The sequence below is a fragment of the Cupriavidus sp. 2TAF22 genome (assembly GCF_052115045.1).
Taxonomy (GTDB): Bacteria; Pseudomonadota; Gammaproteobacteria; order Burkholderiales; family Burkholderiaceae; genus Cupriavidus.
Window position 1 is genome coordinate 111692 of sequence record NZ_JBFRFX010000009.1, and the last position, 13269, is coordinate 124960.

9 protein-coding genes are annotated in these 13269 nt (G+C 68.6%); 3 read left to right on the forward strand and 6 right to left on the reverse strand.

Going from position 1 to position 13269, the window contains the following annotated elements; genetic code table 11:
• The first annotated feature begins 93 nt into the window (after positions 1-93).
• Positions 94-885, forward strand: coding sequence for a fumarylacetoacetate hydrolase family protein (locus AB4Z48_RS13245; RefSeq protein WP_441614532.1), 792 nt, complete (start codon positions 94-96; stop codon positions 883-885).
• A gap of 394 nt (positions 886-1279) precedes the next feature.
• Here the strand turns inward: AB4Z48_RS13245 and AB4Z48_RS13250 are convergent, their stop codons facing one another.
• Both AB4Z48_RS13250 and AB4Z48_RS13255 read right to left on the reverse strand, forming a co-directional pair.
• Complete coding sequence (locus AB4Z48_RS13250; RefSeq protein WP_441614534.1) at positions 1280-2704, reverse strand: dihydrolipoyl dehydrogenase; 1425 nt, start codon at positions 2702-2704, stop codon at positions 1280-1282.
• 225 nt (positions 2705-2929) lie between these two features.
• Positions 2930-3661 (reverse strand): glutathione peroxidase, encoded by a 732-nt coding sequence (locus AB4Z48_RS13255; protein WP_441614536.1) that lies wholly within the window; start codon positions 3659-3661, stop codon positions 2930-2932.
• Between the two features lie 422 nt (positions 3662-4083).
• Here AB4Z48_RS13255 and AB4Z48_RS13260 point away from each other — a divergent pair, with 422 nt between their 5' ends.
• A complete protein-coding gene (locus AB4Z48_RS13260) occupies positions 4084-7524 on the forward strand; it encodes an ATP-binding protein (protein ID WP_441614538.1) in 3441 nt (1146 codons plus the stop codon).
• Positions 7525-7621: 97 nt separating this feature from the next.
• On the opposite strand, the gene AB4Z48_RS13265 is transcribed toward AB4Z48_RS13260, so the two are convergent.
• Positions 7622-8260: a response regulator gene (locus AB4Z48_RS13265; RefSeq protein WP_441614540.1), complete on the reverse strand. Its 639-nt coding sequence runs from the start codon at positions 8258-8260 to the stop codon at positions 7622-7624.
• 389 nt (positions 8261-8649) lie between these two features.
• Between AB4Z48_RS13265 and AB4Z48_RS13270 the strand changes: the two genes are divergently transcribed.
• Entirely contained in the window at positions 8650-9375 is a 726-nt protein-coding gene (locus AB4Z48_RS13270; protein WP_441614542.1) for a response regulator, read from the forward strand.
• 51 nt (positions 9376-9426) lie between these two features.
• Here AB4Z48_RS13270 and AB4Z48_RS13275 read toward each other — a convergent pair whose 3' ends face one another.
• From AB4Z48_RS13275 to AB4Z48_RS13285, 3 genes are all read right to left on the reverse strand, one after another.
• Positions 9427-9621 carry a hypothetical protein gene (locus AB4Z48_RS13275; RefSeq protein WP_441614544.1) on the reverse strand — a complete coding sequence of 65 codons (195 nt, stop codon included), beginning with the start codon at positions 9619-9621 and terminating at the stop codon, positions 9427-9429.
• 278 nt (positions 9622-9899) lie between these two features.
• Positions 9900-12338, reverse strand: coding sequence for a polysaccharide biosynthesis tyrosine autokinase (locus AB4Z48_RS13280; protein ID WP_441614546.1), 2439 nt, complete (start codon positions 12336-12338; stop codon positions 9900-9902).
• A complete protein-coding gene (locus AB4Z48_RS13285) occupies positions 12335-13147 on the reverse strand; it encodes a Crp/Fnr family transcriptional regulator (protein ID WP_441614548.1) in 813 nt (270 codons plus the stop codon). The genes AB4Z48_RS13280 and AB4Z48_RS13285 overlap by 4 nt, the downstream gene beginning before the upstream one ends.
• Positions 13148-13269: the final 122 nt, after the last annotated feature.

Genomic DNA, 13269 nt, shown 5'->3' on the forward strand with positions numbered 1-13269 from the left:
CCCGCCGACCGGTTATGCTGTCGGCCCGGCCGCGCGCAGCCGGATCTTGCGCGCGTGGCTTCGCATTCACGACACCAACGATAGGAAAACCCTGTGAGCGCAAACTTCAATCCCGGCACCGCGGCAGCACTGCTGGCCGACGCCTGCCGGCGCGGCGTACAGTTCCGCGACCTGCCCGCCGACGCCAAGCCCGCCACGCTGGCCAGCGGCTATGACGTGCAGGACAGCTTTATCGCGGCGCTCGGCGACCCGGTGGCTGGCTGGAAGCTCGGCGTGGGCAGCGCCAACGCCATGCGCCGCGCCAATCTGGCGCGCCCCCTGGTAGGCCAGGTCGGCGCCTCGCGCTGCCTTGCCGCGGGCGATACGGTCACGGTGCCGGCGGGCGCGGTGGTCACCATCGAATTCGAGATCGCGGTGCAGCTCGCGCGCGACGTGGCGCCGGTACGGGACGCCCTCGCGCCGGCGGAACTCGCGGCGCTGATTGGGCACGCCCAGGTCGCCTTCGAGGTTGTGCTGTCGCGCTACGAAGACCGCACCGCGGTCGGCATGCCTGCCTTTGCCGGCGACAACGTGGGTTTCCACGCGCTGGTGCTCGGCCCGCAGATCGACGCGGCGAGCATGGAAGAGGTGCGTGCCAGCGCCAGCGTCGCGCTCGACGGCCAGGTCTGCGCGCTGCCGCTTGCCGGCGACGACGCCATCTATCCCCTGGAGGCCCTGGGGTCTTTGCTGGCACATGCGGCCGAACGCGGCATCACGCTGCGCAAGGGCACCGTGGTCACCACCGGCACGCTCACCCGCCCGTTCGACGTGCCTGCCGGCCCCCACGAGATCCACGCCGCCTATGCCGGCGGAAATTTGGCGATGAAGCTCGCGTGCCGGGCTTGACAAGCCCTTAAGATTTCGCGCATTCTCGTTTTTTGCCTTCCCGTGTTATCCACACTTTGTGTGGATAACACTGTCGACAAGCTCCGCAAACGGCGCTGGCACGCGGACCCCATCGGACTGCTCACAAAACGGGCAGCTACCGGCTCCGCGGCCGCGCGGATCTCCAGGAGCGGGCTGCCTACCCCGGAACGAATCAAGCGTCAAGGAATGTGAAGGTCCTCCACGCCATCCGATCCCGCAGGGATGACCGGCAGAAAAAGTAGCCGCGACAACCAAGACAACCAAGACAATCGCGAAGTGAGTGCAGGCTAGCCTGCCGGCGTCCTCGCCGAAGGACGCGGGCAGTTGCCGGCAAGGATCAGGCGACGGTCAGGCGAAGATCGGCCGATGCATCTCAGGCAGCAAGCCTGGCGGCGGCATCGCGCAGCGCGGTGCGCAGGCCCTCTTCCACCACCGGGTGGTAGTACGGCATGGCCAGCATCTGCTCCACGGTGAGCGCTTGCTGATAGGCCCAAGCCAGCAGGTGCGCGATGTTCTCGGCGCGCGGGCCGGTCCATTCGGCGCCGAGGAAGCGGCCGCTGCGCTTGTCGGCATAGACGTGCATCAGCCCGCGGTTCTTGAGCATGACGCGGCTGCGGCCCTGGTCCTCGAAGCTCACCTCGCCGGTGACGAAGCTGTCCGGCGCAAGGTCGGCATGACGTTGTCCCACCATGGCGATCTGCGGATCGGAGAACACCACGCCGATCGGCGCGCGGCGCGACAGCGCACGCACTGCGGGATAGGCGGCCGCGTTCTCGCCGGCGGCCTTGCCCTCGTCGGCGGCTTCGTGCAGCAGCGGCAAGATATCGTTGGCATCGCCGGCGATAAAGACCGGCGCCGGGCCGCATTGCAGCGTGGCCGGATCGAACACCGGCACGCCGCGCGGGTCGAGCTCGAGGCCGCTGTTCTCCAGCCCCAGGCTACGCACATTAGGCACGCGGCCGGTGGCGGCCAGCGCGTAGTCGAAGCGCTCCGTGACAAGCCTGCCCTCGATGTCGGTGAAGCTGATCACCACCTCGTCGCCATCGCGGCGCATCTCGCCGAGCGCGGCGTCCGGGTCGATATAGAACTCCTCGCGGAAACTGGCGACGGCGTTGGCCTTGATGGCCGGATCGGTCAGCGGGCCGACACCGCCGCGCAGGCCGAACACGCGCACGTGCACGCCCAGACGGGACAGCGCCTGGCCCAGCTCGAGGCCGATCACGCCGGGGCCGAACACCGCCACGCGGCGCGGCAGGTCGTCCCAGGCGAAGACGTCGTCGTTGACCACCAGGCGCTCGCCGAACACCTTCAGCGGCGGCGGCACCATCGGGCTGGAGCCGGTGGCGATCACCACGCGGCTGGCGCGCACCACGGTGTGCCCGTCCACTTCGAGCACGGTATTGTCGATAAAGCGGGCATGGCCGCGGATCTTGTCCTCGGCCGGAATGCCGTCCACGCCGCGCACCACGAAGCCGACGAAGCGGTCGCGCTCGCGCTTGACGCGGTCCATCACCTCGCGGCCGTCGACGCGGATCTGTCCGTCCACGTGCACGCCGAACGGCGCGGTGTGGCGCAGTTCGTGCGCGGCCTCGGCCGCCGCGATCAGCAGCTTGGAGGGCATGCAGCCTACGCGGGCGCAGGTGGTGCCATACGGTCCGCCTTCTATGATGACGGCGCGCTTGCCGGCCGCGCGCGCCGCGCGGTATGCAGCCAGGCCGGCGGTGCCGGCGCCGATCACTGCGACGTCGGTGTGGATGGTCTGCGCGGTCTGCTTCTGCTGGCTCTGCGTGGTGGTCATGAGAATGTTTTCCTGGTGAGTCTGCTTCAATCAGCGGACCCGATGGCAGCGGCGGCTTGCGCCGGCACTGGTGCTGGTGCTGGTGCCGGTGCTGGTGCTGGTGCCGGTGCTGGTGCTGCCATCGGGTCCGCCGACTGGGGCGAGGCTGCCGGCATTGCCGGCGCCATGCCCTTGCGGCGGTGAAGCGCGGCGGATCCGTCTGCCGGTCCGCCGGTGCGGGCGCGCTTAGCGCACGAGATAGGTCTCGAGCGCTTCGGCGCCGCCGATCAGGCTGCCGTTGATGAAGATCTGCGGCGCGGTCATGTTGCCGGACACGGCGCCCAGCACCTTGCCGCGGATCTTGTGTTCGAGCGGCACGTCGATGTACTCGTAGCCGTTGTCGGACAGCATCTGCTTGGCCTTGGCGCAGAACGAGCAGCCCACCTTGGAGAAGACCACGACCTGGTCGGGCTTCTTCGCGCCGGGAGCGATGTAGTTCAGCATGGTGTCGGCATCCGAGACCTTGAACGGGTCGCCCGGCTCTTCCGGCTCGATGAACATCTTGTCGACCACGCCGTCCTTCACCAGCATCGAATAGCGCCAGCTGCGCTTGCCGAAGCCCAGGTCGGTCTTGTCCACCAGCATGCCCATGCCCTCGGTGAACTCGCCGTTGCCGTCGGGGATCATCACGATGTTTTCGGATTCCTGGTCCTTCGCCCATTCGTTCATCACGAAGGTGTCGTTGACCGAGACGCACAGGATCGCGTCGACGCCATGCTTGGCAAAGACCGGGGCCAGTTCGTTGTAGCGCGGCAGGTGGGTGGATGAACAGGTCGGGGTGAAGGCGCCGGGCAGCGAGAACAGCGCGATGGTCTTGCCCTCGAACAGGTCAGCGGTGGTCACGGTCTTCCATTCATTGTTTTCGCGGACGCGGAACGTGACATTGGGAACGCGTTGACCTTCACGGGATTGCAGCATGGTGAAAAGCTCCTGGGTGACTTGGGGGTGGATGGCCGCGTGTGTTGCAGCGAAGACCCGATTCTGAGGGCGCCCCCTTTATTTGTACAATTTATCGTCACAAATACACTGATTGAAAAATACTATTGTTACTGGATAGGGCCGCCCTATCGCGGCCATCGCAGCAGTGATGCCGCTACGCATGAATCACCTGTTCGCCGCCAGTGCTCCGGACAATCCCCTCGCCGCCGCCCCCCCGGCGTAGGCAATTGCGTACGCAAGTAGCGGAAAGTGCCGACGATCATTTCAGATGTTTCACAGCGATGCCGGTCCTGGCGGCCCTTACATTCGTCACGAAAGCCGCCCCGAACCCGCGGCGTCCTCCCGGCCACGGCTGCCGGCGTGAACCCTGCCGGCCTGCCGGCCTTCGACGAGACTCCCTTATGTGCCGCTGTCTTCCGCCGCGCTTCGCCAAGGGCTTGCCGCCCCGGAGAACGCAACTGCCGTCGCCGCCGCGGCAAGGCCGCCTTGCCGGAGGCCTCGCGGTTTCGCTGCTGGCGCTGTGCCACGGCATGCCCGCAGCGGCGGAACCGGCGCCGCCCGCCGCCCTGCTGCTGAACTCCCAGATCCGGCTGGCCCAGCCCCTGGCCGCCTCCACGGCCCCTGGCACCCGCCCCGCGCAATGGAGCGGCGCACCGCTGGACGACGACCCCGAACTGGCGACCTGGCGCCGCGCGCGGCGGAGCCTGCGGGTGGGCGTGGTGGGCAACTACCTGCCGCCGTTCGACCTGATCGACCTGGAAGGCGAATACCGCGGGATTTCGGCCGACTACCTCGCCGTGCTCGCCGCCCGGCTGCGCATGCCGCTGTCCATCCAGCGCTATCCGTCGCAGCAAGCCGCGCGGCGCGCCCTGGACGAAGGCGCCATCGACCTGGCTACCACTACGCTGGACGGGCACGCCGACGGCCTGCGCACCGCGCCCTACCGCGCGCACCGGCTGGTCGAGCTGGTGTCGCGCCGGGACAGCGAGCACAACGAAGCGGTGCGCACCATCGGCTACCTGCGCGGCGAGGTATCGCCGGATGCCTTGCAGCTGGCCTACCCGGATGCGCCGCTGCAGCCGTTCGGGAACCTGCTCGGCGCGCTCGACGAACTGGTGCGCAAGGCGGATTTCGTGATGGTCACCAGCGCGACCGCGGCCAGCTATCTGATCGACCAGTACAACTATGACGAGCTGACCGCGCGCAACTTCGCGCCGATCGCGCCGGATGGCGTGCGCTTCGCCGTCGCCGACCCCGCGCTGGGCAGGATCGTCGACCGCGCGCTGGCCGGGCTGCCCGCGACACTGCAGCGCCAGATCGACAACGCCTGGGTTCCCGTTGCGCTTGATTTCAACATCGCCGACAAGCTCAACCTGTCCACCGCCGAGCGCGCCTGGCTCGCCGGCCACCCGGACGTGCGCTACCTGGCGTCGCGCGATCTCATGCCTTTCCAGTTCATCGACGCCGGGCAGCGGCTCGAAGGACTGACCGAGCAGGTGCTGCATCTGGTCGGGCAGCGCACCGGGCTGCGCTTCGTGCCCTACTGGCCCGCCAGCGCCGCGGCCGCGAGCGCCGACATCGACACCGGCACGCTGGACGTCGTGCCGGTCCTGCCGCTGAACCATCCGGCCACCGGCCTGGGCGCACTGACGGTGAGCGCCCCGTACTATTCAGGCAACTGGGTGGTGGTCACGCACGTTGGCAACGACAGCACCCACAGCCTGCCCGACCTTGCCGGCAAGGTCATTGCGGGGCCGCCATTCAACGGGATCCAGGAACTGGTGGGCGCCAGCTACCCCGTCAGGCGGCACGAGACCGGCACCTACGAGGAAGCGTTCCGCATGGTGGCCGAGGGCAAGGCTGACGCCACCATCGCCAGCGCCTTCATGGCCGACTACATGCTCAAGCGTGCCTACGCGGGCCGACTGCGCATCGCCACGGCCACGGGCGGCATGCCGCTGGAAGTGGGCCTTGGCGTGACCAGCAAGCATCCGGAACTGCTCGCCATCCTCAACAAGGCCCTGCTCAGCATCTCGCACGAAGATCTCGGCGCCATGCGCGCCCACTGGACGCAGGCGCGCACGCCGGTGCTTGCCTGGCGGCAACTGCTGCCCTGGCTGATGGCCGGCGCGGCCCTGCCGCTGGCAGTAAGCGGGCTGTCCCTGGCATGGGTGACTTCGCTGCGCCGCCAGGTGACGCAGCGCACCGCGGCCGAACATGCCTTGCTGGACCAGCTCGCGTTCCAGGCCACGGTGCTGGACGGCATCCCGCAACCGATCTTCCTGCGCGACAACGCGCTGCGCATGATCACCTGCAACAGCGCCTACGAGAACGCGCTCGGCGCGAAGCGCGAAGCGCTGCGCGGCACCGCGCCGGGCTTCGCGCGCTCCACGGTCCCGTCCGACATCGGCCACGAAGAATGCAGGGACATCTACCGGCACGTGCTGAAAACCGGCCTGCCGTTCGGCGCCGACCGCCGCCTGGTGATCAACGGCGAGATGCGCAGCGTGATCAGCTGGGCGGTACAGCTGCGCCGGGCCGACGGCCGCACAGCCGGCATCGTAGGCGGCTGGATCGACGTGACCGAGCGCGAACAGATGCTGGCCGAACTGGCCGCCGCGAAGGACCGCGCGGAGGCGGCCAACCGCGCCAAATCCACCTTCCTGGCCTCGATCAGCCATGAGATCCGCACCCCCATGAACGCCATCCTCGGCATGCTGGAACTGACGCTGACGCGCCGGCGCGGCACCCGCGACCGCGAGCAGCTGGGCACGGCGCATGGCGCGGCCACCTCGCTGCTGTCGCTGCTGGACGATATCCTCGATCTTTCCAAGCTGGAGGCGGGGCAGTTCACCTTGCAACTGCGCGCCGCATGCCTGCGCAAGGGCCTGCATGAAGTGGTGCGGATGTTCAGGCCGGTGGCGGCGCAAAAGGGCCTGACCCTGGAGCTCCGCGTGGACGACGCAGTGGCGCCGGCCCATCTGGTGGATATGCTGCGCATCAGGCAGATCATCGGCAATTTCGTCTCCAACGCAATCCGCTTCACGGAACGCGGTGGTGTCGAGGTCCGGCTGCACGGCAACGCCGCGCGCGATGGCCGGCAGGCACTGGAGATCGTGATCGAAGACAGCGGCATCGGCATTCCGGTCGAAGCCATCGGCAAGCTGTTCCGCCCCTTTGTCCAGGTGGAATCGGCCGGACGCCCCAATACCGGCGGTACCGGGCTGGGCTTGTCGATCTCGCATAGCCTGGTGCGCAAGATGGGCGGCGAGGTCACCCTCGAAAGCGCGCCGGGGCAAGGCACGCGGGTGGTGGTGCGCCTCGATCTGGAAGTGTCGGCCGCCGCGCCGGCACAATCCAAGCCACCTGGCCAGCGCACCGGGTTCGCGCCGTTTCCACCCGCCTGCCGCGTGCTGGTGGTGGACGACCACGCGCCTAACCGCCTGCTGCTGGTGCGCCAGCTAGAGCGGCTCGGCATCGCCTCTTGCACGGCCGAAGACGGCGCGCTCGGCTTGCAGGCCATCCTGCGCGCGCCCCCGGACCTGGTGATCTGCGACTGCATGATGCCGGTGATGGATGGCTACGGACTCGCCAGCGCGATCCGCGCCCGGCAGGACGCCGTGAGCCGGATCCCGATCATCGGCTGCACCGCCAGCGGCCAGTCCGAAGACCATCAGCGCGCGCTGGCCGCCGGCATGAATGGCGTGATGGTCAAGCCGGTCGGGCTGGCCACGCTGGAGCGCACGCTGCGCGGCTATCTCGGCGCGACCGCGCAAGGCACGGTTGCCCCGCATGAAGACCTTGCCGAAGCAAGCGGCGAAGAGCAACCGAGGCGCAACTAGGACGAGAACGGGCGGGAGGCAGGAAAGCACAAGGCGGAGGCAGGCAGCCGCGCTGCGGCACTGCAGCGGCACGGCTTGCCCGTGCCACCCGCGCGCGTCACTGCCCCGGCGACAGCCTGCACCGCCGCGCGAAGTCGACCAGGTCCACCAGCGAGCTGACCTGCAGCTTGCCCATGATGCGCGTCTTGTGACTGCTCACCGTCTTGTTGCTGATGAACAGGAGTTCGCCGATGGCCTTGTTGGACAAGCCGCGGACCAGCATCTGCAGGATGACGATCTCCTTGTCCGACAGCAGCATCAGCCGTTCTTCGTCCGCCCGCTGAATGACCTGCGGCAACTCGCGCTGCTGGCGCATCTCGGGAAATACCGTGTAGCCGGCCATCACCGCTTCGACGCAGCGCACGATCTCCTTCATGTCCTGCATCTTGCTGACGAAGCCCTGCGCGCCGGCCTGGCGCACGCGGGGCGCGAACGTGGCCTGGTCCTGCCCCGAGATCACCAGGATGCGGATCGGCGGATGGACCAGCTTGAGCCGCGGGATCACGTCGAGGCCGCTGATGCGCGGGATGTCGAGATCCAGGATGGCGAGATCCGGCTCGAACTGCCGCACGGCTTCGATTGCAGCCTGCCCATTGTCGGCTTCCAGAATATTGCCGACCCCCAGCACTTGCGACAACTGAGTCTTGATCACCAGGCGCAATGCCGGATGATCGTCGACGATCAGGATCGTTGCCACTCCCGTTCTCCCCCAAGATTCCCACACTCTGCCCGCCCGCGCCGGCACTGCCACGCCTTCGCAGGTGAAGCGCGGATTATGTTATGACGTTACTTCACAGTCGTGAGGAATTTTCCGCGCGAACTGTCGGAGATTTCCCAAAATACTGGCCACGTGGCGAAATAGACCATTTCCGGCCAGCCACCCCCGCCACAGCCGCCCGTCCCTTGCCCCGGCGAACCCGTGCGCCGGTCCCGCCAGCGCCGCATATCCCCTGATTTGCCGAAATTTCGCAAACCGCCATCGCGCCGTCGCGGCTACAGTCTGAAGCCGACGGCCCTGCCGGCGCCCCGCGCCGCCATGCCTACGATCACTGCGCGCCCGCGCAGCGTCCTCCCGGATATGAGTCCATGCTGGCCGATGCTATGTCCTCCAAAACCCTTATCGTCATCGCCGACGACCATCCCGTCATGCTGCTCGGCCTGCGCGGCCTGCTGGCCCAGTTCGACAGCATCGAGATTGCCGGCGTTGCCCGCAATTCGACCGAGATCATCGCCCTGCTCAACCGGCTGCCGTGCGACATCCTGCTGACGGATTTCGCCATGCCCGGAGGCGTCCACGGCGACGGCATGCACATGCTGGACCTGGTGCGCCGGCACTACCCCGGGCTCTGGATCGTGGTGGTCACCATGCTGGACAATCCCGCGCAGATCGGCAAGCTGTCCAGGTTCGAGAAACTGTCCGTGGTCAGCAAGCTCGACGATGCATCGCACATCGCGACGGCGCTGGGACAGATGCTGGCCGGGCGCCCCTACCTCTCGCCGACCATACAGGCACTGCTGGACAGCGCCATCCCCCAGGTGGACCCGCGCGTACGGTTCGGCGCGCTCAGCCCGCGCGAGATCAGCGTCATCCGCCTCTACCTGACGGGCATGTCGGTCAGCCAGATCGCGGCCAACCTCGGACGCAGCATCAAGACCATCAGCACGCAGAAGATGTCCGCCATGCGCAAGCTGGGACTGCGCGGCGACCTGGATCTCTTCAGCTACGCGAGTTCCACCGGCCTGCTCGGCCAGACGCGCCTGCCCACCGGCGGCAAGGCGCCGGACCAGACCGAGGGCAACAGCCAGCCTTAGGTGGTCCACCCCAGGCAGCCCGCCGCCGTATCGCGCGGCGGCGGCATCCACTCAGGCGTTGCCGGGCGGGTAGCCCTGCGTGCCGCGCGCCCTCCCGGCCGCCGCGGCGACCTGGTCCCCCCCGCCGTGGCCGCCCTGCGCCGCGGTTGCCGCGGCATGCATCTCGAACCCGGGATCGGGCGACGGCACGGAAATGGTGGTCAGCAAGGACAGCGGACACCACCAGAGTGCTTTTATCAGATTCATTGCCCCCCCTCATTCTCGAGCCGACGACCGTGGCCAGCCATGGCCGACTACCCGGCATCATCGCTGGATTTCACCACGAATTCCGTCAGGTATTCCACCGCATAACGGCGGCTGGAGGGCCTCAGTTGAGGGTTGTCACAAACATTTCATCGTGGCGCGTCGCCGGCGTGCGTTTTCACTCACATTCGCCCGGGTGACGGCCTGCCGCGCCCGCGCGACATCCCCGGCACCTTCTGTAGTGCCAGGGAGTCCGCAGCCTTGCCGGCGGGGTGCCGGGTTCAGCAGATCCGCCATCCGGGCGCGGCGGGCTCTTCCGACGGCGTGGCGCGCAGGTAGCTGATGGTCTCGCCGCAGCGCTCGCGGTTGCTCCTGCGCAATTGCAGCCCGTTGAGCACGCCGCCGATCACGTTGGCGCGGGCGCGCTCGAGTTGCTTGAGCGCCTCCGTCACCTTCTCCTGCGGCGTGCAGTCCGCGCGCACGAACAGCAGCGTCGAGCCGGCCAGGCGCCCGACCAGTGCCGCGTCCGCCACCGCGAGGATCGGCGGCGTATCGACCAGGATCAGGTCGAAGCCCGCGTCGCAGGTCAGCAGCAGCTCGCGCAGCGCCGGCAGCATCAGCAACTCCGACGGATTCACCGGCCGGGTGCCGGCGGCAAGCAGCCATAGCCCGCCGACCGATGTGGGCCGGATCGCATCGTGCAGGGCCAGCGTGCCGCACAGCAGGTCCGCCAGTCCCGGCGCACCCTCCAGCCCGAACTGGCTGGCCACGCGGGAGCGGCGCAGGTCGGCGTCGACGAGCAGCACGCGCATGCCGGCTTCGGCCGCCAGTACCGCCAGGTTGACCGCGCCGAAGGTCTTGCCTGCCCCTGCCGATGCACTGGTGATGGCGACGATATGGTTGACCGCGCCCTCCATGGCGAAATGCAAGGCGGCGCGCAAGGTGCGCAACCCTTCCACGGCCGGCGCGTGCGGGTATTGCCGCGCGAGCAGGTAGCGGTCGTGCAGCGCCGGCGGCGGCTCTTCGCTCACCACTTCCGGGCGCGCCGATGCTGGCGCCACGGCGCCGCGCAGTCCGGCGCGTGCCGCGCCGCCGACGCCGACACCGGAAGGCAGGCGCATGGCTTGCGGATGCTCGGTGGCGATCAGCGTCGGCGCGAGCAGCGAGCGCGGCGATGTCAGGCTGCGGCGCTCCAGCTCGGCCTGTTCCGGACTGAATACCACTTCGCCCACCATCGGCAGCGCCAGCGTGCCTTCGATCTCCGGCGCGCTCGCCATGCCCCGGCGCGCGCGGCCCTTGAACCCGGCCACGGCGACGCTGCCCAGCAAGCCGAGGAAGGCCGCCAGCCCCGTCAGCAAGATGCGGTCCGGGCCGGCCGGCAGCGTCGGGGCCACAGCGAAGTCCACCAGGCGCACGTCGCTGGTACTGTCCGAATGTGCCAGCGCCAGTGCCTGCGATTGCCGGCGCAAGGCCATGTAGGTATCCTCGGCCACCTTCACGTCGCGGGTCAGCGCCGCGGATTCGCGCTCGGCCTCGGTCAGGCCCTTGCGCTGGGTATCAAGGTTGCGCCGGTCGCTGTTGAGCTGCAGGAGCTGGTCGTCGACCGCCTGGACCTCCAGGCTCTCCGTGGTGAACTTGCGCAGCAGGCGCGAACGCTCGAGCCGCAGCGCGGAGATCTGCTTCTGGTAGTCGATGCTGCCGCTCAGGTAGGACTGCGACTCCTCGGCCGGCTGCATCGAGCCGACGCGGGCCCGATGCCGCGCCAGCGCGGCTTCGGCCTGTTCGAGCTGCGCCTTGACCCGCGGCAGCTCGCCGGTGACGAAATCCATTTGCTGGTCCGCCTGCTCGCGCCGCTGGATGACTTCGGTATCCGAGATCGAATGCGCAACGGCATTCACCACGGCGGCGGCGCGCGCCGGGTCGCCATCGCGCCAGGTGATGCGCACCGCGCGGGGCGCGCCGCCATCCGCGCTCGCCGTGCCCGGCACGGCACTTGCCGAGGTGCCGCGCACCTCTTCCGTCTTGAGGCCGCGCACGAGCATATCGTAGGCCGTGACCGGGTCGCGGCGCATCAGCTCGAACCGGGTTCCCTCGCGCGCATCCAGCCGCGCCAGCTTCATCGATACGCCGTCGCCGCGCACGACATCGCCGACCTTGCCGGTCAGCAGCATCGAGCCGTCCGCGCGTTGCAGGCGGAACTGCCCGTCGTCGAGCGCAACCAGCGTGAGCGGCTGGTTGAGCAGTGCCTCGGGCACGTTCAGCGCGAGCACATCGATATGCTCGCCGCCCCAGGCATACTCCGACAAGGCGGCCAGCGGCGACGCCAGCGGGCCGCCTTCCGCGTTGCCAGCGAAGCGCGCCCACAGGGGCCCGATGACGGGCAGCATGTGCGGCAGCGCGACAATATCCAGCCTCGATTCGCGCACCACCGGGGTCAGCACCGCGCGGCTGGTCAGCGCATCCGCGCGCAGTTCGCTGGCGGGTTGCGCCGCGCTGCCGCCCTGCGACACGCGCTTGCCGGCATCCGGGCGCACCATGGCGTCGGCCTGGTATACGGCCGGCAGCGACCAGGCGTAGATCGCGCCGCACAGGGCCGCGCAGACGGTCACGCCGAATATCATCCCGGCTTGATCATGCAGCGCGCGGGCCAGCTCAGAGCGCGCGGCCGCAGCCTGCGCGCGGAACGCCGGCGCGGGGCCGGATTGCGTAAAGGTATTCACAGGCAGCTCCCTGAATGGGCTGATTGCGGCAGATGCGCGCAGCTGGCGGCGGAAGACCGCGCAGGACCCGCGCCCTCGCGATGGAAGGATTCGGCAGGCCGGCCGGACAGCAGGCGCCCGTACTCGCGCGCGACCAGCCCGTAGCACTCGCAGGCGTGCAACTCCAGCCGGCCACGGTCGATCACCGTGATATGGCCCCGGCTGTAATGGATCAGGCCCTGCTCCGCGAGCTTGCCCGCGGCCTCGGTCACGCCTTCGCGGCGCACGCCCAGGCGGGCGGCGATCATCTGCTGCGTGATGGCGATCTCGTTCGAACAGAGGCGATCGGCGGACAGCAGGAGCCAGCGGCAGACCTGCTGGCTCAGCGAGTGGTAGCGGTTGCACACCGCGGTCTGCGCGATCTGGGTCATCAGCGCCTGCACGTACAGCAACACCGCGCGCAGCGTGGCGGGCGAGCGCAGCAATTCCTGCCGCAACCGGTTCGCCGCGAGGCGGAAGCCGTAGCCGGCGGTCTGCACCTCCAGCCTGAACGGCATGGCGTAGCCGCCCGTGACCACCGGAATCCCGATCATGCCCTCGTTGCCCACCGTGGCGATCTCGATGGCGGTGCCGTCCTCCAGGTAGGAAAGCATCGACACCACCGCCGTGGTGGGGAAGTAGACATGGCTCGCTTGCTGGCCGCTCTCGCTGAGCAGTTGCCCGGGGCGCATGCGGACGAGTTCCACGTAGTCGGAGATGGCACCCCAGTCCTCGCGCGGCAAGCCGAGCAGCAGATGGTTGACGTCCGGAGATAGTCGCTGACCGTGCATTCTGGTTTCCTCCGCAAAGCCATGCCGCATGCGTGCGGGACCGGTTGCCATTGCGCCCGGGCAAGCGCGCGCAGGCACGCCGCAGGCTCGGCAATCTCCGCAAGATCTGCGCCAATGCCGGC